The organism is Bacillus cereus group sp. BfR-BA-01331 (genome assembly GCF_022663915.1).
Taxonomy (GTDB): domain Bacteria; phylum Bacillota; class Bacilli; order Bacillales; family Bacillaceae_G; genus Bacillus_A; species Bacillus_A mycoides.
Window position 1 is genome coordinate 40,735 of record NZ_JAKUGJ010000024.1, and the last position, 22,075, is coordinate 62,809.

Below are 22,075 nucleotides of genomic sequence, written 5' to 3' on the forward strand. Positions count from 1 at the left end.
TCTCTCCCTTTCATTACTCATATATATTATCTTTAGCAACTTCCTTCATTCTAGAAAAATCTTTAATCACAATAACTCCATTATTCTTTTCAATTAATTTTTCACTATAAAATTTTTGTAAAACTCGAATTACATGCCTATAACTTACACCTATAAAATCTGCAATACTTGATACAGAAGTTGAATTTAAATCCTCTTTATACATATTCCCATTACTATCCGTTGAAATCGAAAGTAAATAACTAGCTACACGTACTTCTACCGGATAAAGTAAATTTAGAGCTGTAAAACGAGTCGATATTTTTAACGTGTTCGCAATGTTTTCAAGCAAGAACTTCATAAATATAGGATCATGTAATAACTTATTTCTAATAACTGTATTAGAAATGGAGATTGCTACAACATCTGAACAAGCTTCAACAACATTATGTGCTTTGCTATTTTGTATTAATTCAATATCACCAACAATTGCTAATGGATTGATAAAGCGAAGGATTAGTTTCTTTCCTTCTGGTGTAATCGTGTAAACTTTTACTTTTCCTTTAATAACAAAATATAAACGATGAATTTCATCATCTTTATCGCAAATAAGTTTGCCTTTTTCAAAATGATTTACTTGAAAATTGTCAGTACTTATTCCTGAAAAAATTTCAAGTATATTATAAGCTTTCAAATATTGAATAATTAAGTCTGATTTATTATCCACTTACAGTCCCTTCTTTCCTTACATATTAAACACAAAAATACCTAAAATCATTACTATTGTTCCCACAATATGGTATCTCTCCATTTGTATCTTTTTTATATGAAATAATCCTTTCATTTCAATAACAGTAGCTGTTAATAATTGAGCAACCATAAGTGTTCCAGCTGTTAATGTAACTCCCATTGAATATATCGCCATTGTTTCCGCACAAATAATCAACCCACCAAGTGCGCCAGCTGCTAAATATACTTTTTTTACACCCTTTAAATCCGTTACTTTCTCTTCTTTCTTTAACAAAAACATAGTTGTTGCAATAAGAAACCCAATTAAATGCGTCATAATACTCGTCGACCATATACCGATATCTGAACTAAGTTTCGCATTAAACGTACCTTGAAGTGTAATGAATACTCCTCCAAAAACTGAAAGTAAAATACCTTTCAAAAAAATCATCTCCTAATCTTCTATCTATGATTTAATTAAAAGCTACAATACTACAACGACAAAAGGACAAATGTCACATCAATATGAAAATAATTAGTAATGTACACGAAAAAACACATCTCAAAATATGTGAGATGTGTTTAAAACATTTCATCCGTATATAATATTTTAGTAATTAAAACTACGCTACATTAACAGCTTTATTCTTCAAAACAAACTTTCCAAATAAGAAACGTACAAGAGGTCCCATTATTATTAATTGAAGTGGGTACGCCATAATAAAATTTTTAATAAAGACCGAGAAATAAATTGAAATGAATGAGTCACCATGTAACCCATTATGTAAATACATCATAGCCATTCCGTAAAATGACATAAAGAATACCATTCCGATTACCATTGTTGTTGCCATCGCAATAATCATGTTTACTTTTTTTGATTTATCAAATGGTAATGCAAATACAATCTTTTTCGCACACGGTCCAACGATACATATTTCAATTAATAACGCAATAATAAATCCAATTATTAGTTCTAATGCGATCTCCTTAATATGAATTGGCCCTCCTGCTCCATTCATTAATAAATTGTAAAACGTCATAACGATAACCATCCCGAGGCACATCATCATACCAAATTGGAGGTTTTCCTTTCTTGTTGTTGGCAATTTTCATCATCCCTTCTCTTTGAGTCTTTGTCATTATATCGATATTGGAAACTCCTTCGTAAGTGAACATTTTTAAAGCGTTTACGTGCATTTCTTTCACTTTCCACTCGAATCCTATCCCACTCTATAACTTTATGATTATAAAGGTTTTATATATTTCAATGTTGAATTACTAAATTTAACATTGAATTACATTACTACTAGGAGGATAACCATGAATGACACAAAATTTTACGTATACCACATCGTTACAAGGAAAAAAATGAATATTGGACAAATCATTCATTTCGATAAAAATCAAACTAATACCCTCTATCACTTCTTTTTTGAAAGAGAACAATTAAACTCTAACGGTAAAGATGGCATAAAAATTTTAAACAATCATTATAAAAGTGACGGATTACATATAAATAATGAAAATGCTAAAGTAGTTATGAATTATATAGATCAAACAATTAGAGCTGTTAGAGAAACGATTGTAGAAATGGTTAGACTGCAAGAATTCCCTGAATATCCCTCAAGGTTGTCTTGCTTATATGCTTCCAAAAGCTATGAGGATGCTTTGAAATGGAAAGCTTTATTTGATTCTTATAATCGAGATGTTTTACAGATTGTTAAACTACGGGTGATCGGTAGTTCTTTTGAAGGTGACGGAAATCTTTTACCGAAAGAAGATGGTATCCCTTTCGCTCAAAAAATGGAACAAGCTAGAGAGTATTGGAAAGGAAACGTTAGAAATGAACTTCCTGAGTTACTGATTAATGGGAGAATTGAAGTAGTGGAAATTATTGATGATTTTTCATCAATTAAAATTTAATTTCTGGTTAAATATTAAAGAATGGAGATTAAAATGATGAAAAAAGTGTACTTCAATCATGATGGTGGTGTAGATGATTTAATATCACTATTTTTACTACTCCAGATGGAAAATATAGAACTTACAGGTGTTTCAGTTATTCCTGCAGATTGTTATTTAGAACCAGCAATGTCTGCCAGTCGTAAAATTATAGATCGCTTCGGCAAAAATAATATTGAGGTAGCAGCGTCCAACTCTCGTGGGAAAAATCCATTTCCAAAAGAATGGCGGATGCATGCATTTTATGTAGATGCTTTACCAATTTTAAATGAGTTTGGGAAAGTTGTTACACCTGCATCAAAAAAAACTGCACATCATCATATAATAGAGACTCTTCTACAAACTGATGGAAAAACAACTTTATTATTTACAGGGCCCCTGACTGACCTTGCTCGTGCACTATATGAATCTCCAATAATCGAAGATAAAATTGAACGTCTCGTTTGGATGGGCGGTACATTTCGTACTGCAGGCAATGTACATGAGCCAGAACATGACGGAACAGCCGAGTGGAATTCATTTTGGGATCCCGAAGCAGTAGCTCGTGTTTGGAATGCTAATATAATCATTGATTTAGTAACTCTAGAAAGTACAAACCAGGTTCCGCTAACTATAGACATACGTGAACAGTGGGCAAAAGAGCGTAAGTATATTGGTGTTGATTTCCTTGGTCAATGTTATGCGATGGTCCCCCCTCTCGTTCACTTTTCAACTAACTCTACCTACTATTTGTGGGATGTATTAACTGCTGCGTTTGTTGGGAAAGCTGATCTTGCAAAAACAAAAACGATTACTAGTATCGTTCATACATATGGACCCAGCCAAGGACGTACAGTGGAAACTGCTAACGGAAGACCAGTAAATGTCATTTATGATGTAAAACGTGATGCATTCTTTGAATATATTACCGAATTAGCTAAAAAAGCTGCTACTTGAAACCTCAATTTCACGAAAAATAACTTTTAAGATTACAATACATATATTCTGAGAAATCACTCCTAAAAGTTAGAAACCCAAACGAAAAGTATATTAAGAATGATATACTTTAATTAATATAACATGGGGTGATATGATGGATTACGAGTTACTAAAAGAAAGAATAGAAATAATAACTTCTAGAATTAAAGAAATAGGCGGTGAAGTTCAAGAAGTTTGTATAGATGAACCATCTTCTCTTGAAAAGATAATCCAAGTGGAAAAAAAACTTGGTGTTAAATTACCAAATAGTTTCAAAAAAGTACTTTTAGAGTTCTCAGGAAATTTTAACTTACGCTGGTTTTTACCTGACGATATGGAGCTACCAAATGAATTTCGTGAAATTTTTTGCGGAACACCCCACTGGAGTTTAGAAAGTCTTTCTGCGTTTGAAAAAGAACGAAAAGACTGGATTGACACGGTTTTTCCAAATCCTGAAGATGAATATGATATAGTGTGGCATAATAAATTAGCATTTTGTGAAGTGGGCAATGGGGATTATTTAGCATTTGATATGCAAGATAATATAGATGCTCCGATAATTTACCTAAGTCACGAGGATGGAGAAGGACATGGATATAAGATTGCGAATAATTTCATTGAATTCATTGATAATTGGTCAAGAATAGCTTTTGTAGGATGCGAGGATTGATAGTGGTTACCGTTCACAACCAGTCTTGAAAGTGGTGTAAACCCAGATGATGAGCCAGCAAAAAGATTTAGAAATTGGTTGGGACTGGATATTTAATTATTAAAAAGAGTATTGAATTATTTATTATCAAGACCTAAATTAAAAAAAGATAAATAAATTAAAGGAGATTACATATTTTATATGACTAATATGTAATCTCCTTTCTTATTCCGCAATCGCGCCCTTTAATGGAATAACTAAAATAGGATCTCTATCCTAAAATCACTTCTCTTTCAACTATAGCACCCGTTTTAAGAAAAGCCGCCGAAATGGCAGCCAGATTTTCCACAAAAGCTACCCGTTACTTTAAGTACAACATTTCACAATCTTATACATTGATGTTAATCACATTTCTTTCAGAAAGGGGAATTATAGGTTAATTTGCACCCCTGTTAGATAATGGGGGCTATTCATGTAGTCGTAGCTTGGCCACTCCTGCAAAGACGTTTCGTTTATGTAAACGGCTATTCAACAAACTGGAATTTGACGAACACGGATTATGCTTATACTATTCGCCTGTTCTTTTTGTTGTATATCACAACGGTTACAATTGAAACAAGAACAATCACAGCATTTGCGGCAATGGTTCCCGCCCAAGTCATAGTCATGGTGCCGAAGATGGGGGATGCCGCATTGAACATGGTGTGGAATAATACGCACATAAACACACGGCCTTTCCCTGATATTTTGTAGATTGCCCCGTTGAAAAACCGAAACGCAATGAGTTGAACTGCAAACATCCAAAAGTTAATGAGTCCCTCTCCGTGATTCGTCCCCGGAATGAAGAAGAGAGGGATATGCCATAAAATCCAAATGATTCCAACAAAAACAGAAGACAAAACAAAACCGTATTTTTTGTCAAGCTCAGGCTGCAATATGTACATCCAGCCAGCTTCCTCCAAGCCACCGATAAAAAGATTACCAAGCAGAGAAAGGAAGAACGTATAAAATGGAAGCACCATTTCCGTGCGGCCTGAAACTGCAATATGTATCAAAAAATACAGTGCAAGTCCTGCAACAACGAACAAATAGAGAGATATGCTATTTTTGACATAAAAAACAGTTCTCAACCATTCCTTGAAACCTGCTATTTTGTTATTTTTCTTTAGAACGATATATGAAGCAATAGCGGGCGACAAAATATAGATTGCAAAAGGGATATTCATCCCGAATTGCTGTAACGAGTGAACCCAATTGTGAACCGAATATCCGAATTGCCCAAGAGCAATCAAAGCACCTGACACAAGATAGGCTATGCAAAATGTCAGCATCGTAAATTGTACTGTGATTTTTTTGTCTGTCACAATTTCTTCACCTCACATTTTAAAGTATACATTAAATTTTAACGGATTGACGCTTTGACTTTTATCACCTAATGTTTGCTTTCTGCCATCAAAGTTGCGCTCCGCACAAAATATAAATAATCTCCATTACAAATTCTAATTTATCGACTTGTTTCTAAGCCCAATTATCGCACTATTTCGTGGTACAGTTATTTTTTCGGTACTTCATTACTTCCCAACTTATTAAACTAAACGACTGTTCGTTAAGTACATCTCTTCTCAATCTTCACGAAACAAATAAAAATGTTATTCCACAATCTGGCCCGATTGTTGAAGAAGGAGAACAACGTTCTCCTATTGACTATAACTTCTTATATACGTCTGCGTAAGCTACTTTCAGTTGCTCTCTTAATTGCTTATTTTCATCTTCCAATTTCTTATTTTTCCTTTTTAGGGAAGCGATCAGGGCATCCTTGTTACTTTTAATCTATTTTTCGCTACGAATTTACATTTAAATTATATTACAATTTGTATAAATGAGATACATTTTACAATATCGAAGGAGTGTTGAACCTGGAATGCAAAGGAACCAATCATGCCCTATTTCGGTAATGTGTTAACAGGTAAAAAGTTGATCAATGAATTTAATAAAGAGGGCTACCATGTTATAAGCTGAATAAAAAGCAGCAACTATACAGTTGCTGCTTCTAACATTTCTTTTTGTATTTCAACACGCTTGATTTGGTGAGGGTCTTTAGAAAGAATTTTAAATACATATCCTTCGCTATTTACTGTTTGCCCTTCCTGGATATCATAATTCTGCATCAGAATCCAACCACCAATCGTGTCAACATCACTATCATTCATATGTAATCCTAGTAAATCATTTAATTCGCTAATTAATACTTTACCTTCTACGACAACATGTCCTTCATTCATTTGCTGAATGGGCGGACGCTCATCTTCATCATATTCATCACGGATTTCTCCTACAATCTCTTCCAGAATATCCTCAATGGTTACAATACCAGCCGTACCGCCGTATTCATCATATAAGACAGCCAACGGAATACGTTTCTTTTGCATTTGTAGTAAAAGATTATGTATTGGTATGGTCTCAATTACTTCAATTACTGGACGCGTATACGATTGAATAGAATTAAATTCTTTTGTTTCCTTATTCATATAACGAATAAAGAAGTCTTTCACATTCACCATGCCAATGATTTCATCTTTATCTTCCCCAAATACTGGGTAACGTGTATACTTTTCATCACGGATTATTTTCATATGGTCTGCTAAAGAATTATCTACATGTAGCCCTATAATTTCTGTACGAGGGACCATGATTTCTTTCGCAATACGATTATCAAATTCAAAAATATTATTTACATATTTGTATTCAGCTTGATTAATTTCTCCACGTTCATAACTTTCAGAAAGAATCAATCGTAATTCTTCTTCTGTATGTGCTACATCATGCTCTGATGCATGTTTTAAGCCGAACATTCCTGTTATCATCCTTGCAGAGCCATTTAACAAGCGAATAAACGGATACATGATTTTGTAGAACCAGATAAGCGGAGCCGAAAGTAATAAAGTAACCTTCTCAGCCTTTTGAATCGCGAATGTTTTTGGTGCTAATTCACCAACTACAACATGTAAGTACGTCATAATAGTAAAAGCAATTCCTAAAGATAATACACCTGCAATGGAAGGATTGATGTTCCACTTATCAAATAAAGGATGTAAAAGTCTCTCAATCGTTGGTTCACCTAGTGCCCCGAGTCCCATTGCTGTAACTGTAATCCCTAATTGACAAGCTGACAAATACTCATCCAAGTTTGATGTCACTTTCTTCGCTGCCAGCGCACCCTTCTTTCCTTCTAATACAAATTGATCAATCTTTGATCCTCTTACTTTTACAATAGCAAACTCAATTGCTACGAAAAATGCAGTACATGCGATTAAAACCACTACCATGATTAAATTAAATATGTCCAACTAATTCCCTTAGCTTCCTTGAAACTAAAGGATTCACCTCCTGATATATTTTCTCTTTCCAGACCTACTTCATACACATTGACATGAGATTGTATAAAATCTACATTCTCAAAATGATGAGGGGTACTCTGAGAAAATCGAGGTCATTTAGCCACCTATCCGAGTCAACATCTGAGTCCAATACATTTCCACCGCCTTGATTAAATTATCTATATGTTAGCATGAGAAATAAATCCCAGTCAACGTTAACATTTTGTATACCCTGAAATTCAAACAAAAAGCTTCTCTTTCCTGTTACATAAAACCTCTTAATGTGTGCATCAAACACTATAACATTTCCTTCGCTTCCACTAACTATATTATTTTTTTGTTCATTATTTACATTCCTTCTCACATTAAAAATAAAGCGAAGAAACATTTATCAATCTTTTTTTAAAATATTTTGACACACATATTAGTAATAACTAATACGATTGTTCAACTCAAATGATTTAGATGTGAAAGCGAAATTCATACATGACTTTGCCGATAAAAATAATGTTACAAATGCTTCAATGTATCATAGGTGGGGAAAAACAGTTTCTTATTTAAATGTCATCCTCTTCTTGTTTTTCAAAATCACTCCATGTCCAATTGGTCCAATCATTATTTACTTTCCCTACAGTTATCAAATTCACATTATTTAATTCAATCGCTTTAGCTAAACTTTGAAAGAATATGCTCTCACTCAGCTTTTGATCATCACTTATATCAGGATGTTCCCATTCTTCTGTTTGATAAAATAGATTTGGTTTAAATTCTGCATTGGTTTCATCTAATATGTCCGAGGGATTTACCCAGAATTTCTCCTTATATTTAGAAGTTAAAAAACGAATAAGTTTGGTAGGATGAAATGAATCTGTTTCAATTCCTAAACGCTTATACTCTTCTACAGTTGGTGTTAAAGTGATACGTTCTCCTTTCAAAAGTAACTCCATATGAAAAGGATCTACAAGGAAATGATCTTCATCATCGTACCAATATTCTTCATTTACAAGCGTTAAGATTTCATCGAAACATGAAAAGAATCCTTGCTGTCTCATGCTATTACTATACACATAGAAGTTATTCGATATCTCAAGGTTTGCATCAACGCCCACAACCTCAAATACAATGAGCCACTTGTCTTCCTCTCGAAAAACAGATATTCTGGATTGTGCTAAGTCAAAATTATAGTTATCAAGTACTGGAAAATCAAACTCCTCCGCGTACCTATCTAGTGTTTCAAGTATTTTTTCTGCTTTCATAACATTACTCTCCATAAAGTTAGTATAGTAAATTTTTATTACATTCGTTTTTCTTTATTTAACTCATAAACATTATCTAAATACCAGGACATTTTTTTATGCCCCTCTAAACTGGCAACCATCCAGTTTTGTTTATTTGTATATTATATAAAACTCTAATGGCTCAGTAAACAACATTTGATTATGACCTTATCCTTCATTTTCTTTATAATTGTATTTTCACAATCCCCACCATAGCACTCCACTGCAGCTCCTCTTATTCTTCCTTACAATTAAAACAAAGACACATAGTCTATTGTTAATGTGAAATACAGTTTGCTCATTTTTTCTAATAACTTACTATATAAGAAAAGACGCGTTTCTATATAAACGCGCCTGATTGTTATATTCTTAGGAACACTTCTTTATGTCACTTATCAACTAATAATCAGCATCCCTATCTTTTCTTCCGGCAAACTACCACCATAGAATAACAATCCTCCTGCAACTCATTCCCATCCCAATCATTATATATATGTAACAATTCAAACCCATTCGCTACTAGTAATCTTTCTAATTCTTGTGGATACGTATACCGAAGATCTATTGTTGTTTTCAGTTCCTCTACTAGCGCATTATCCTCATAAAACCTTCTTGTTGTTATGTAGTACTGTATTTGCTGAATTGAATCATAATTCATCTCAGTATATAAATCACATCTTCTTCCCTGTTCATCTGTAATAGTTGTCCAATATTCTTCTGTAGATGGTTGTATTAATTCTTCTTTTGAAGGAAAACGTGTATCGAATATGAATATACCATTCTCAGCTAATGCATTATGAATAGATGTTAACAACTGGTTTTGATGTATATTCGTTAGAAAATGCTGGAATCCATGGCCAACCATATATGCTAACGGAATTGTTTCTTCAATATTCAATTGTAAGCAGTCTTGCTGTAACCATTTAACTGTCTTAAAATTTGTAGATTTTTTCTTTGCTTCAGCAAGCATTCCTTCATGTATATCTACACCAATCATTTGATATCCGTTTTCTATGAATGGAATTGTAACTCTCCCTGTTCCACAGGCTATATCTAGAATACATTCATTTTGTATATTTAGTTTTTGCGCCCATGATAGTAAAAACGGAAAATCTGACAAACTTTTATTTTCTACATCATACCGTTCTGGATTCTTATATTCGGATAAACTCCATTTTGTTTGCAATCTTATTCCCCATTTCGCATCTTCTGTTAAATTCGATATATAGATTATAACGAATTGATAGATTTTTCTCCATAATCAAACACTATCATTTGGACTAATCTGCCTCGCCTGTTAGTAAGCTAAAAACAAGGGTATAGAATCGGAGTGTGATAATATGGAACGTTTATGGATTCCTATAATCGTTACGTTTTTTTCGTTCGGTGGATTACTATTAGGAGGTGCTGTTGGAGTAGCAACACGCCAACTAATTGAAGAAAAGATGCATCGCTTATATGCATTATGTGGTGGGATTTTGCTTGGGCTTTTATCACTTGAAATTATTCCTGAAACATTTTCAAGCTATGAAATAATTGGGCCTATGCTCGGTATAGCTATCGGTATTTTAGTTATGAGCTTATTAGATAACTATTGTCATCATCCGATTATACATAAGAAAGATCAACAAGCATGGCAAACCTTCCTTTTTCTTTCTTTCGCTATATTCATTCATAATATGCCGAGTGGATTTGCGTTAGGAACAGCGTTTATAAATCATAATGACTCTGCCATTCCTTTCTTACTTGCGATTGTCATTCACCATATTCCAGAAGGGTTAGCTTTAATTATTCCATTTCTTTTTACAAAACATAAATACATTTCATTTTTATTAACAACTTTATTACTTTCTCTCATCCTAGGGACCGGTACTGTTTTTGGCATTATGATGGACGGGAAAGCTCTCCATTTACAAGGACTTATTATGGGAAGCGCAATTGGTTCTCTTGGCTATGTCACAATTCACGAAATGCTTTGGAAAGCAAAAAAACAGCTACCTTTCCTTCCGTTTCTATCGTGGTCTATTAGTGGATTTTTACTAATAATAGCCTTCACTCTTTTCACTGGACATCATTAAAACAAATAAGTTATATCATTTGTATATTTTCCCTTTTTCTCCAAAACATAATAGTATCTACCTATTATAAGGAGGAACGATTATGTTTGGAAAAACAGCCGGTGAAGCATTAGTGGATCTTTTAATTGACTGGGGTGTAGAACACATATATGGTATGCCTGGAGATTCCATTAATTCTATTATTGAAGCTTTAAGAAAAAAACAAGATAAAATTAAATTTATTCAAGTTCGCCATGAAGAAGCTGGTGCGTTAGCAGCGGCAGCCTATGCGAAATTAACAGGAAAACTTGGTGTTTGTATGGCTATTGCAGGACCTGGAGCTATTCATTTATTAAATGGTTTATATGATGCGAAACTCGATCAAGCTCCCGTATTAGCAATTTCAGGACAAGTCGAAAGTGATTTACTCGGAACGGATTTTTTCCAAGAAGTAAACTTAGAAAGAATGTTTGATGATGTCGCGGTTTATAACCAACGAATAATGTCAGCTGAACAGTTACCTGCTGTAGTTAATCAAGCGATTCGAATGGCATATACAAAAAAAGGTGTCTCTGTTCTTACAATTCCAGATGATGTTCCAAAATTTGAAGTGAAAAATGGTGCGCGCATTACAAACTCTTCCTTTACATTACCAGAAATATTTCCGCAAGAAGAAGATTTAGCTGTAGCGAAACTCGCACTTAATGAAGCAAAAAAACCTGTTATTTTAGCCGGAAAAGGAGCTAAACATGCGAGAGATTCTTTACTTGCATTTGCAGAACATATCGGTGCTCCAATCGTACTTACATTACCAGCTAAAGGGATTGTTCCTGATGAACACCCTCTTTGTATCGGTGGATTAGGATTAATCGGGACGAAACCTTCTTATGAAGCAATGAAGCATGCGGATACTTTAATTATGGTTGGTACTTCTTATCCGTTCACTGGTTTCTTACCCGAAAAAGCAAAAACACTTCATATTGATACAGACCCTGCCCAAATCGGGAAACGTTATGCGACAGATATCGGCTTAGCTGGTGATGCTGATAAAACATTAAAATGGTTAATTGAAAATGTAGAAAAACACGAGGACCATTCCTTCTTAGAGCATCATCAAGAAATGATGAAAAAGTGGGAAGAAAAATTACACACTCAAGAAGAAGATTCTTCTACTCCAATTAAACCACAACGAGTTATGCATGCATTGCAGAAAGTAGCAGAAGATGACGCAATTCTTTCAGTCGATGTCGGAAATGTAACAGTATGGACTGCAAGGCACTTCCGTATGACAAACCAGAAATTTATCATTTCTAGTTGGCTTGCAACACTTGGCTGCGGTTTACCTGGTGCACTTGCTGGACAAATTGCTTTCCCAGATAAACAAGTATTTGCAGTTTGTGGTGACGGCGGGTTTGGAATGACAATGAACGACTTCGTAACAGCTGTTAAATATAAACTACCCATTGTTGTCGTTGTATTAAACAATAATAAAATTGCTATGATTAAATTCGAACAAGAAGTTATGGGGAATATTGAATTTGGTACAGACTTAACGAATCCTGATTTCGCAAAATACGCAGAGGCGTGCGGTGGTATTGGATACCGTGTAGAACATTTAGATGACTTACTTCCTGCCTTTGAAAATGCGGTAAAACAAAGTAAACCATGCATTATTGATGTAGTTGTAGATGTAAATGAAGCACCAATGCCAGCAAAAATCACATTTGGTCAAGCAGCTGGTTATACGAAACATATGATAAAAGAATTATTTGAAGAAGGTAAGATTGATTTACCACCACTTTAAACTATAAAAGAAAGGTAGCTGAAAACTTTTTGTCTTCAGCTACCTTTTCCTATTTTGATACCTCTCTATGAAATGAAAAATCATTCACGGTAGGCTGTGTTCGCTTTTCTACTTTCACTTCTTTATTTTCTCTCTTCGGCCTTCTTACGTTTCCTAGTTTAATCGCATCTTGCATACTATTACTAATTAAATTTCCTGACAAGATTGTCATACTATAGAAAGCGATTGGTATAAGTACAATCCATGTATGTGTAGTTAAGTGACGAAAATTTTGGCCAATTAAGCCTGTCCATTCTTTTGTTACACTATCTGCCTCTATACCAAAAATTATTGTTCCGCCAAAAAATAATTCTAACAAACCAAGATGCAAGAGGAGTAATAAAGTACTTACAAATTGCTGGGCTACTAATAAAAGAAATGATGGTAGCATATGCGGCCATACATGGCGTTTCAACCTCTGCCACTTACTCCCGCCGAGCACAGTGGCCGCCAACATAAATTCTTCTTTCTTAATACGCTTGACTTCTTGCGCTACATACAACATAACTGTCGGTACTGCAAGACATGCAAGAACTATAATTTGAAACGCAACTCGCAAATGAAACGGAGCAGCTGCCTCTCCACTGTCGAACATTAAAACTCCCCTTAATATAAAATAGGAAATCATAACCATTGGTACAATGCTGAATGGGTCAAAAAAGGACGAAATAATTGGAAAAGAACGCCGACTATACATACCGAGAAGTAAGCCTATGCCCCCTCCAATAATTACTCGTAAAATCGCTATAATTAAACTCGCACCAACCGTCCATTTCGCTCCCTCTATTATTAGTTGAAAAAGATCGCGGCCTTTCGCATCACTTCCGAACCAAAATTTACTCGATGGTGAAAACGGAGCAACCTCTAATTCTCCTTTTGCGTTATACATCATCGTTAGTTCACGAATATTCCCATCGAAAAACAACGTATTCCCAATACTAACAATCATAAGGACACTTAAAAAGGTTACACCAAACCAAAACCTTACATCTTTTTTAACAACTTGCCACATATTACGCACGCTCCTTTATAACATTTTGCAAAAGCGTATGTAATAAACGAAACAAGATAAAAATCGGTACATATAATATAATTAAACTTACTGTGAAAATTTCTATGTTCGAATGTTCTTTTACAAATACAAACATTCCATATGTGTTAAAAATCCATTCAATAATATATAAATTGGATAGCATAAATAAAATATTTGTTTTCGCATAATAAACTGTCGTCAATAAAACATTTCTTGAAATATGATGTGTCAAAATATGCCGTAAGCTTAACCCTTTACTCTTGGCAAACATACTATAATCTTTCTCTAATTCTTCTCTGAACCTTAATAACAAAAGTTTAATAAACAATAACGTTGTTGGTATTGTAAGACATATAATCGGTAACAAACGTACTCTTTCTTCTCCTAATCCAGCCAGTTTGATTGGCATAAACCCTGTTTTTTGAAAAATAATTACGAGAAGAAGTTGCGATAATAAAATAAGTAAAATATCTGGTATGCTCTCAAGGGTAAGAAAAATCCCATTCCATATTCTTTGTTTCATATGAGTTCGCTGCAGTACAAAAACAACAAGTACATACGCTATACATAAAGAAAGTAAAAATGCTGAAAGAAATACTATCATCGTTTCAATATAATGGATCCAAATTTGCGGAAATAATTTTCTCGGCGCTTGAAAACCATATGTAATTTCAGTTGGGTGAAGTACTTTCTCACCAACATATATAATTGCATTCCAAAAACCGATTAAATCAATTTGTAATCCCTTAAATAACCGAGGGAGCGCACCTAGACAGATTATACATAAGATTGCAGCAAATAATTGTAAACAAGTAACCCCACACCACTTACCAATTCGAATGAACATAACTATTACCCCTTCTATTTAAATGAATATTCAGAAACTAAAACTATGTATAGTACCTATATCTTTTAATAAAATAACTCCTCTCTCGACAAAACATATCGATTCTCGTCATTTCTCTGAAGTTGTATTATATCTTTCGACTATTATCCAACATTTTCCTTCTTGATCGATTATATACTATAAAAAAGCACTTATTTTAAAAATAAGTGCTTTTTTATTTAATTTCATTTTACGAATGTATCACACAACCACTCATAAAACTTTTCCTTCTCTTCAAATTGAGGGTAATGTGCTGAGTTTTCAAAAGCTATAAATTCTTTTTGATTCGCTTCAATCCTATCAAAATACTGTTTAGCTGCATGAAATGAAGTATTATAGTCATATTTACCCATAAGAAAATAAAGCGGTAACTTCAGTTTAGTTACTTTAGTAGGTAATGGATTCTTTAAGTCTTTTTCTAATAAGACAGTTTGAGAGTGTGATAATCCAACGTTATAACGAATTACATCTAACAAGTTATATTCATTACTGAATAACATCCCCATGTTATCACCATCTGGATTTTCAATGATTCTTGATGTTCCACCATATTTCGCAACATAATTTCGCGGGGTATATGTATCACCATTTTTAATTTTTTCAGTTAACCCTTTTAAATGTGAAACCTCATCCGCATTCCCAGCATTTTGTGCCTGTTCAATAACGTAGTTTAAACTATCCATCTCACTTTCTACTGTATCGCTCATCTGTCCAATGCCAATATATGCTTCATATTTTTCAGGAGCTTTGTTGGCAGCCTGTATTCCAATATATGTACCATAAGAATGGCCTATTAAAATTACTTTTTCTTTGCCTAGACGTTTTGAAACGTAATCCGTCATAGCTAATAAATCCTCCACGAGTAGATCTGATGAAAGGTTAGAATAGTCTTCAAAGAAATGATACGATTTTCCACTTGCTCTTTGATCGTAATTGACAACCGTGAATTTCTCTTCCAATAAGTCTTGGTATTTTTGAGCATATGGTATTTCCGAAGAACCTGGTCCACCATGTACAAAGATAATAACTGGATTACTCTTATCTTTGCCGCGTATCATAATTTCATGACCAGTTCCATTTATCTCTACTTGTTCTAATGTACTTATACTGTTTTTGACCCTTATTTGTGAGGTCCATGTAGGAAATACCAACGCTATGATTAGTAATAGTATAGTGATGACTCCGATAAGTTTTATTAATTTTTTTATCTTCCTCATACAACGTTTCCTTTCCTTTAAATTTATAAAAATATCAATTCCATCTAAATTTGTTTGTACATTATTAGTCTCCCATACACTTCTTAACTTTCCACTACATAAACCCTTAACATTTCCTTAATTTTCTATATATTCATTACAGAAAGACTTGAAAACATCTCGCATACACGTATTTATGTATCACAAACACAGAAAAAGCCCTTGTTTTCATAACAAGGACTCAATTGTTTTCCTATTTCGCTATCTTTTCTTTCGGCATTACCATACCTTTATAAAGTTGGACAGTAATCCAATAATAAATGAAATAAATTACTATGAAGATTCCTATTGGCATCCACACTTTTACAAATGGGTCAACTAATATGAAGCTGAATAAGTTAAGCCCTACTAACACGTGGGAAATTCCAATAATTGCTGGGAAGATAAATAAATATGAGATTTCTTTATATATACTTTTTGTTAACATACTACGTCTCACACCGATTTTCCGTAACATTTCATAACGGCGTACATCACGAGAAGCTCCTGTTAATATTTTGAACATAAGAGAACTCGCCATCATTGCTAAAAACGCAATTCCAAGGAAAAATCCCATAAACATTGTTCCGCTCATGAAACTGTTCATAAATTGATAAATTGTCATTTTCGTAAATAAGTCTACTTTTGTACCTGTTGTTTTTTCAATTTGTTCTTTTTGCCTCTTATCAATTTCTGTCAATAACGGTTTATATTTTTTCATATCATCTACTTTTGCTAATGTTACAGTATGTTCTGTTCCTTGAATTCCTTTGTAATGCTCTTCATCTGCAATTCTTACCGGTTTTCCGTTAAACTGATTATGTGTAATTTGTATCTCTCTTACAACCGCATCTTCCCAATCTTTTGGCATACGAGGAAGCTTATTCGCTACTTCAGGAGCTTCCAAAGCAGAATAGACAGGTTCAGTTAAAGGTGCAGCCACACGTTTACGAGCAGGTTCTTTTAAAGTCTTTGTATCAAAATAATCTGAAATAAGTGGTGGTTTTTCAGTTAAGTCGTTACGTAAATAATAAACCGCTTCTCCATCTACTTTATACTTATACTTGCTTTCTTCAACAATTTCCATTTCTTTTAATGCCGCTTTATCTTGTTCATTTGGATCATGAATTACGACATCATATACACGTGAGAAGTCTGTCATAATGCCCACATTCTTTTGAAACGCCATACCTGCTGTCATTGCACCTGCACCTAATGCAATTAACATCGCTACAGTGCCTAGTACTCTCGATAAACTAGTTACTCGAAAACGTAACTGTGCATAAGTAAAACTATTTAATCCCGTTTCATTTCGTTTTTTATTCCCCTTAATTTTCATTACAAAAAGTGGGAGTAATGAGCTAAAAATGAAATACGTTCCTACTGTCGTAACAATTGTCGCTATTATAAATCCTAGTTCAGCAAACATTTTTATATTCACCATAAAATAGTATCCTGTACTTACTAGCAATACACCTAGTACTGTCATAATAACAGTGCGAGTCTTACTTTTCTTCACCTCATCTTGCGTTTCATCTTCACGTATTAATTCTAATTCTGTTTTACGTAATAATCGGAAACTATTCATTAAACCAGTAATGAAAAATAATATTAAGAAGAAAATAGATGTAACTAATATAGCTGGTGTGTACACAGATGCGTAATTACCTTTTGCTGAAATTTCCATTCCATTCATTAAAAAATTTCCTGCTACACTAGCAAGTACTATTCCTACTAAAATACCGATAATAATACTGACAATACCCATACCAAAAGTCTCAATAAATAATAATTGCGCTACTTTTTTCTTTTTCGCTCCAAGCATCATGTACATACCGAGTTCTTTCCTTCTTAATGTAAGTAAAAAAGAATTGGCATATATGATGTAAAAAACTGTAATGAAAGAAAGCAATATTGCACCAACCCAGAAGACGAGCCTAATACTACTAATGAGACTATTATCTTTTGTAAATTCACTATTCATCGCCATCGTTTGGAACATGTAAAAAATACTAATACTAATAACGAGACCAATAAGTAACACCATATAATCCTTTAACATTTTTTTCATACTATGACGTGATAATTTGAATAACATAGTCTCGCCTCCTTACTTCGACTCAGTTGCTGAGCCCATTTGGGCAAGCACACCTAAAATATCTTGATAGAAATTTTCTCGTGTTCCTTGACGATTTAACTCTTTATAAAGTAGACCATCTTGAATAAATAGAATACGCTCACAATAACTCGCACTAAATGCATCGTGTGTAACCATTAAAATACTGACATTGTGATTTTCATGTAAATCTTGCATCGCTTCTAATAAACTTTTTGCATTTTTACTATCAAGTGCTCCTGTCGGTTCATCTGCTAATACGATTGCCGGATTATGTACTAAAGCTCGTGCTGCCGCTGTTCTTTGCTTTTGTCCACCAGAAACAGCAGTCGGATATTTTGTTAAAATTTCAGTAATCCCTAATTTCTTTGCTACTTCATTGACTTTTCCAGTAATCTCACTTGACGGTACGCCTTGCAGGGAAAGTGGTAAAGCGATATTTTCATAAATTGATAAATTTTCTAGTAGATTAAAGTCTTGAAAAATAAATCCTAATTTTTGAGAACGAAAATCTGATAACGCATTCCCCTTCATAGAAGTAATATTTGTGCCAGCTATTGTTACACTACCACCTGTCGCTTGATCAAGTGTACTAATCACATTTAGTAATGTCGTTTTACCAGATCCAGAAGGACCCATAATCCCTACAAACTCTCCTTCTTTAATACTTAATGAAACACCCCTTAATGCTTTTGACTGATTCTCATTTCTTTTCCCATACGTTTTTTCTACACTTTCTACAGTAACTACATTTGTTGACATCTCTTTCACTCCATCCCTTTTGTATAGTATTAATTTCTCATATATTTCTTATCTTTTTGTCATATAAATCCTTAAGAGTTTTTTAACTTTTCAATCTCAAAAGAAATATGAATCATATCACTTCTTAATATTCTCATTTTTCTAAAATCCGTTCATTCGATTTCCCTTACATTTACCTTACAATTTTGTAAGGTAAAAAAGAAAACACACCACTTTGAAGTGAACCCCGAAAACGGGACACATATCAAAACACCTAAACCATCTGCTCAATTCGCTTAGCTTTTTTGGCCCATTTCCAAAAGGATATTGTTTTCCTGCAGGTTGTTGAAAACGATAAGTTTGATCTGTACGATACCATTTCATCCATGTCTTAATTTGGGAAACATTTTTAATTCCGAGTATTTCCATAATGGTGCGATTTGAATAACCCTCCTTTTTCAACTCAATCACTTTCCACTTTACTCCTTCTGGGTAATGTACTCTTCCCTTCAAATGAAAAACACCTCCAATGAACGTGGTTCAAGTCGGAGGAAGGCACCTTAGGGCGTCTTTTCTTTATAGGCTAGCACCAAATCCTGTATCCATTATTTGTTCACTTTGAATACATACGGTTTAAGTTTATTATCAAATTACCAATATAATTAAAGTAAAAAAAATCCCTCAGATAAGCTGAGAGAATCTTTAAAATTCACATTATTTTTCCTTCTTTAATCGCATTTTTCTATCTGGTCGCCTTCTTCACCTGTGTTTACTGCCGAACTATCCGTTCCGCCTCCCACTGCATGTTGCTGTTTGGTGTTAGAACTTTCGATGGCAGCGTTGGTTCCCGCTGCACTGTCATCTCCACCACCACTTGCCACTTGAGTAGCACTAGCCTGTTTCTCACGGGTTCTATTAATTTGATTATTGATGATGAGTACAAATTCTGCCTCTTCATCCGAAGTTTCTTTTTTCATTTTATGCGGCTCAATCTGATCCCCACTAATTCCTTTATTTATCGCTTCGCCTCCAGCGCCCACCGTTTCTTGCTGTCGGGTATTCGATGAATCGATTGCTGCATTACTTCCTGCCGCACTATTTTGTCCGGCTCCACTGGCAATTTGTGTTGTATTCGGTGCAAATGTAATCTGATTATTAATGACAATGACAATTTTTCGTTTATCATCAAGATTTCCCAAATTAATTTCTTGCCCATCTTTTTTTACAAATCGAAACGTGATTTTTTCATTGTTTTCCATGTTCTCACCCCCTTTGTAATATTAAATGACTAAAGAATGATAATGGATTGGACAAGGGTATTTTTTTATACATATGTGCACCCACCCACAATGAAGGATGTATTCCTATGACTACTTTTCATAAGAAGTGAATGTTATTTTTCTTAAACCGTTCCAATGTAAACTTTTAAATATTAGTTTACATTCAAAACATTGATTTCACTGAATTAATGTTACTTTTCATATTTTCGAAGAAAACACCAACAAAAGTATACATTCAAAACACTGATTTTATTAGATTTATAAAGTGACGTCGTTTTGGTGTTAACTATATCTATTTTCGTTCGTTGTGTTCGTTTGTTTTGTTAAATTTCTTCAATATGCCAAACATCTACTTGAAACTCTTCTTGAGAAATAACCATCTTTCTAGCTTCTATGTACGTTACTTTAAAATCAGGTGTAAACCTCATAGCAGACTTCTTCGACTTACCTGACTTTGTTATGCTGCTCTTAATCTCAAAAGATGGTATAAGAGTGAAAGAGGGATGACACCCTATGCGACCGACATCATCCCTGTTTTGTAAATACTTGTAATAATTCATTTCTGACTGTGAATCAAAGTTAATTCCGTCATAAGTTACTTTCTTCTGTTTGATCCGTGGTGCATTCTTTTTCTTGGCTGTCGCCTTTCTCTTTCTAATCAACTAGTAACCTCTCTTTCTATTCCATTTGTCCTTTGCACTCTTCAAGAAAATCAATAACTTCCTGAACATGCTCCCTTGTTGTCATACTTTCCATTACGTATCCTTCATCGTTATAAACATTAACCTTACTTCCTGTGAACTCCATCCCATACATTCCATCTGTTCCTAATAGCTTTACGTTACGTTACCTTCCATTCTTTTAACCTCGCTTTCTATTAAAAGGATTATTTTATTAGGTTTTCTAACAACCTTCATTTTTAAATTTTCAGATCCAGATGCACATCTAGACTCATAAACCATATGTTAATTTAAATACTTTCTAAGAAAGTAGGTGAAAACAATGCCATCTATTGTTGGAAATATGGTTGTACAAAATAGTAACGGTTCTTTCAACTTAGGTGATTTTTATAACGTTTCTCCAAAGGAAAATACAAAAGCTTATAATGGTTCAGGTTCATCAAATGTTGCTTTTGTTGCCAATACCTTTAGCGGTGTTAGTGCAACAAACACATACGATTCTGATATTGCAGACCAAAACCAAGTTGGGACAGTCTAGAATTGTTCATTTCCCTCTTCCTCCCTGAATAAAACTCAATATTCCGTCAATACTGTATATGACATTAGATTTTCTCCTTGTTCCCCCTTGGAGAACCGAGCAGTTAGCTTTTGCTAGCTGCTCTTTTTACAAATAGTAATTAATTAACACAAGCGCATTTCAGAAAAGCTTCGTATGATACGGTGTATTCCTTTCTTTTAGAAAATGAAACTCGTCACGAGAGCACTTTTATGAAGTGCTCTTTTGGTTTTTCAAATACATACAAAATGAAATTTTTATAGTAATTTTAGTTGCTCGTATAATCTTCTCGGCTTCTTGATCTCCGATATCTCACCATTAAAGGGTTCTGGTGCAAAAATAAAATAAAAGAGAATAAAGCGCATATATTCCTAACGGAATCGTATCTTATGCTGCAAGTCCAAACAATTGATGGATGAATTCTTTCTGATTTTGGACAGACTGGTCCCGTAAATCAAGCTGTTCTTTTTTAATCATATGCATGGCTTCTACTCCAGAAAGAATGGATGTAGCTGTGTCAAAACATTTGAATCCTAGCATAGAACGGATTCGCTTCTTTATAAAGCGATGATCTTGTTCTACTATGTTATTTAAGTACTTTTGTTGTCTAAGTTGCATACCATCAGGTATGCTTTTTCTTACGATTAGTCAACCTGTATTTATAGATTTTTGATGGATTGAGTACCAAAAATCTATATCACACATGTATCCACGT

21 protein-coding genes and 4 pseudogenes are annotated in these 22,075 nt (G+C 34.0%); 7 read left to right on the plus strand and 18 right to left on the minus strand.

What is annotated here, in order from left to right; genetic code table 11:
• Positions 1 to 13: 13 nt before the first annotated feature.
• The 3 genes from MR155_RS26080 to MR155_RS26090 all read right to left on the minus strand — a co-directional run bounded on the left by MR155_RS26080 (position 14) and on the right by MR155_RS26090 (position 1,817).
• Positions 14 to 706, minus strand: a complete 693-nt coding sequence (locus tag MR155_RS26080) for a Crp/Fnr family transcriptional regulator (RefSeq protein WP_242311490.1) — start codon at positions 704 to 706, stop codon at positions 14 to 16.
• Between the two features lie 18 nt (positions 707 to 724).
• On the minus strand, positions 725 to 1,150 hold the full coding sequence (locus MR155_RS26085) for a DMT family transporter (protein ID WP_242311492.1): 426 nt from the start codon (positions 1,148 to 1,150) through the stop codon (positions 725 to 727).
• A 181-nt stretch (positions 1,151 to 1,331) separates the two neighbouring features.
• Positions 1,332 to 1,817, minus strand: coding sequence for a DUF2798 domain-containing protein (locus tag MR155_RS26090; RefSeq protein WP_219302235.1), 486 nt, complete (start codon positions 1,815 to 1,817; stop codon positions 1,332 to 1,334).
• Positions 1,818 to 2,031: 214 nt separating this feature from the next.
• On the opposite strand from MR155_RS26090, the gene MR155_RS26095 reads away from it, so the two are divergent.
• The 3 genes and pseudogenes from MR155_RS26095 to MR155_RS26105 all read left to right on the plus strand — a co-directional run bounded on the left by MR155_RS26095 (position 2,032) and on the right by MR155_RS26105 (position 4,396).
• Positions 2,032 to 2,634: a DUF2441 domain-containing protein gene (locus MR155_RS26095; RefSeq protein WP_242311494.1), complete on the plus strand. Its 603-nt coding sequence runs from the start codon at positions 2,032 to 2,034 to the stop codon at positions 2,632 to 2,634.
• A 33-nt stretch (positions 2,635 to 2,667) separates the two neighbouring features.
• Entirely contained in the window at positions 2,668 to 3,609 is a 942-nt protein-coding gene (locus MR155_RS26100; RefSeq protein WP_242311496.1) for a nucleoside hydrolase, read from the plus strand.
• Between the two features lie 136 nt (positions 3,610 to 3,745).
• Positions 3,746 to 4,396, plus strand: a pseudogene (locus MR155_RS26105) (SMI1/KNR4 family protein).
• Between the two features lie 446 nt (positions 4,397 to 4,842).
• Here the strand turns inward: MR155_RS26105 and MR155_RS26110 are convergent.
• A complete protein-coding gene (locus tag MR155_RS26110; protein WP_016095252.1) occupies positions 4,843 to 5,643 on the minus strand; it encodes a CPBP family intramembrane glutamic endopeptidase in 801 nt (266 codons plus the stop codon).
• 179 nt (positions 5,644 to 5,822) lie between these two features.
• On the opposite strand from MR155_RS26110, the gene MR155_RS26115 reads away from it, so the two are divergent.
• Positions 5,823 to 6,011 (plus strand): hypothetical protein, encoded by a 189-nt coding sequence (locus MR155_RS26115; RefSeq protein ID WP_242311498.1) that lies wholly within the window; start codon positions 5,823 to 5,825, stop codon positions 6,009 to 6,011.
• On the opposite strand, the pseudogene MR155_RS26120 reads toward MR155_RS26115, so the two are convergent.
• From MR155_RS26120 to MR155_RS26135, 4 genes and pseudogenes are all read right to left on the minus strand, one after another.
• Positions 5,984 to 6,106, minus strand: a pseudogene (locus MR155_RS26120) (DUF6262 family protein); the annotation flags it as partial. The gene MR155_RS26115 and the pseudogene MR155_RS26120 sit on opposite strands and share 28 nt — an antisense overlap.
• Positions 6,107 to 6,312: 206 nt before the next feature.
• Positions 6,313 to 7,626 carry a hemolysin family protein gene (locus tag MR155_RS26125; RefSeq protein WP_242311499.1) on the minus strand — a complete coding sequence of 438 codons (1,314 nt, stop codon included), beginning with the start codon at positions 7,624 to 7,626 and terminating at the stop codon, positions 6,313 to 6,315.
• 587 nt (positions 7,627 to 8,213) lie between these two features.
• Positions 8,214 to 8,912: a DUF7003 family protein gene (locus tag MR155_RS26130; protein ID WP_242311500.1), complete on the minus strand. Its 699-nt coding sequence runs from the start codon at positions 8,910 to 8,912 to the stop codon at positions 8,214 to 8,216.
• A gap of 436 nt (positions 8,913 to 9,348) precedes the next feature.
• Positions 9,349 to 10,119, minus strand: a complete 771-nt coding sequence (locus MR155_RS26135) for a class I SAM-dependent DNA methyltransferase (protein ID WP_193657021.1) — start codon at positions 10,117 to 10,119, stop codon at positions 9,349 to 9,351.
• A gap of 154 nt (positions 10,120 to 10,273) precedes the next feature.
• On the opposite strand from MR155_RS26135, the gene MR155_RS26140 reads away from it, so the two are divergent.
• Together MR155_RS26140 and MR155_RS26145 are read left to right on the plus strand one after the other, a co-directional pair.
• Complete coding sequence (locus MR155_RS26140; RefSeq protein WP_219302231.1) at positions 10,274 to 11,011, plus strand: ZIP family metal transporter; 738 nt, start codon at positions 10,274 to 10,276, stop codon at positions 11,009 to 11,011.
• An 82-nt stretch (positions 11,012 to 11,093) separates the two neighbouring features.
• On the plus strand, positions 11,094 to 12,794 hold the full coding sequence (locus tag MR155_RS26145) for a pyruvate oxidase (RefSeq protein ID WP_242311501.1): 1,701 nt from the start codon (positions 11,094 to 11,096) through the stop codon (positions 12,792 to 12,794).
• Positions 12,795 to 12,843: 49 nt separating this feature from the next.
• Here MR155_RS26145 and MR155_RS26150 read toward each other — a convergent pair whose 3' ends face one another.
• The 9 genes and pseudogenes from MR155_RS26150 to MR155_RS26190 form a co-directional block, all read right to left on the minus strand.
• Complete coding sequence (locus tag MR155_RS26150) at positions 12,844 to 13,845, minus strand: ABC transporter permease subunit (RefSeq protein WP_242311502.1); 1,002 nt, start codon at positions 13,843 to 13,845, stop codon at positions 12,844 to 12,846.
• Position 13,846: 1 nt separating this feature from the next.
• Positions 13,847 to 14,713 carry an ABC transporter permease subunit gene (locus MR155_RS26155; protein WP_242311503.1) on the minus strand — a complete coding sequence of 289 codons (867 nt, stop codon included), beginning with the start codon at positions 14,711 to 14,713 and terminating at the stop codon, positions 13,847 to 13,849.
• Between the two features lie 224 nt (positions 14,714 to 14,937).
• Positions 14,938 to 15,969: an alpha/beta fold hydrolase gene (locus tag MR155_RS26160; RefSeq protein ID WP_242311504.1), complete on the minus strand. Its 1,032-nt coding sequence runs from the start codon at positions 15,967 to 15,969 to the stop codon at positions 14,938 to 14,940.
• Between the two features lie 232 nt (positions 15,970 to 16,201).
• On the minus strand, positions 16,202 to 18,085 hold the full coding sequence (locus MR155_RS26165; RefSeq protein WP_242311505.1) for an ABC transporter permease: 1,884 nt from the start codon (positions 18,083 to 18,085) through the stop codon (positions 16,202 to 16,204).
• A gap of 12 nt (positions 18,086 to 18,097) precedes the next feature.
• Entirely contained in the window at positions 18,098 to 18,874 is a 777-nt protein-coding gene (locus tag MR155_RS26170) for an ABC transporter ATP-binding protein (RefSeq protein ID WP_080025008.1), read from the minus strand.
• Positions 18,875 to 19,126: 252 nt separating this feature from the next.
• Positions 19,127 to 19,357, minus strand: a pseudogene (locus tag MR155_RS26175) (helix-turn-helix domain-containing protein); the annotation flags it as partial.
• A gap of 215 nt (positions 19,358 to 19,572) precedes the next feature.
• Complete coding sequence (locus MR155_RS26180; protein ID WP_219302228.1) at positions 19,573 to 20,103, minus strand: hypothetical protein; 531 nt, start codon at positions 20,101 to 20,103, stop codon at positions 19,573 to 19,575.
• 344 nt (positions 20,104 to 20,447) lie between these two features.
• Positions 20,448 to 20,786: a DUF1064 domain-containing protein gene (locus MR155_RS26185; RefSeq protein WP_219302227.1), complete on the minus strand. Its 339-nt coding sequence runs from the start codon at positions 20,784 to 20,786 to the stop codon at positions 20,448 to 20,450.
• 16 nt (positions 20,787 to 20,802) lie between these two features.
• Complete coding sequence (locus tag MR155_RS26190; protein WP_219302226.1) at positions 20,803 to 20,940, minus strand: hypothetical protein; 138 nt, start codon at positions 20,938 to 20,940, stop codon at positions 20,803 to 20,805.
• 186 nt (positions 20,941 to 21,126) lie between these two features.
• Between MR155_RS26190 and MR155_RS26195 the strand changes: the two genes are divergently transcribed.
• Positions 21,127 to 21,342 carry a spore germination protein gene (locus tag MR155_RS26195; RefSeq protein WP_098855789.1) on the plus strand — a complete coding sequence of 72 codons (216 nt, stop codon included), beginning with the start codon at positions 21,127 to 21,129 and terminating at the stop codon, positions 21,340 to 21,342.
• 405 nt (positions 21,343 to 21,747) lie between these two features.
• On the opposite strand, the pseudogene MR155_RS26200 reads toward MR155_RS26195, so the two are convergent.
• Positions 21,748 to 21,996 (minus strand): annotated as a pseudogene (locus MR155_RS26200) (DDE-type integrase/transposase/recombinase); the annotation flags it as partial.
• Between the last annotated feature and the right edge of the window lie 79 nt (positions 21,997 to 22,075).